We start from the raw sequence: 587 nt of genomic DNA, 5'->3' as shown, positions 1-587 counted from the left end.
GACAGATCCGGGCGCGCCACATACCCACGCGCCAACTGCACACCCGCGAGATACAACTCACCCGCAACACCCACCGGAACCGGCCGCAACCGCCCGTCCAACACATACACCCGCGTGTTGAACACCGGAGCACCGATCGGCACCGACACCGCATCCGCATCCGTCACCTCATGGAAGGTGACATCAACCGCCGCCTCGGTCGGACCGTACAAGTTGTGCACAGCCGTCCCGGTCAACTCCCGCAACCGATGCGCCGGCTTCGGCGCCAACGCCTCACCCGAGGAGAACACATCGATGACCTCGGCCAGATACTCCGGATCCCGATGACCATCCGGCTTGGCGACCACCAGCCGCGCACCGACCTGCAACGGCCAGAAGAACTCCCACACCGACACATCGAACGTCGACGGAGTCTTCTGCAACACCACATCCGACGCAGTCAAACCATACTCCGACTGCATCCACACCAGGCGATTCACAATCGCCGCATGCGACACCGCCACACCCTTCGGACGACCCGTCGAACCCGACGTGAAAATCACATACGCCGTATTCGACGGACGCAACGGCGCACGACGATCCGCATC

The 587-nt window shown here is 63.0% G+C and carries 1 protein-coding gene; it reads right to left on the bottom strand.

Annotated features, from left to right (window positions below; genetic code table 11):
• The coding region (locus IG75_RS37000; protein WP_036544394.1) for an AMP-binding protein at window positions 1–587 on the bottom strand (587 nt) is incomplete at both ends.

It is taken from the genome of Nocardia rhamnosiphila NBRC 108938, assembly GCF_000720425.1.
Classification (GTDB): Bacteria; Actinomycetota; Actinomycetes; order Mycobacteriales; family Mycobacteriaceae; genus Nocardia; species Nocardia rhamnosiphila.
The sequence above is the reverse complement of the archived record's forward strand: the minus strand, read 5'-3'. Positions and strand labels throughout refer to the sequence as shown.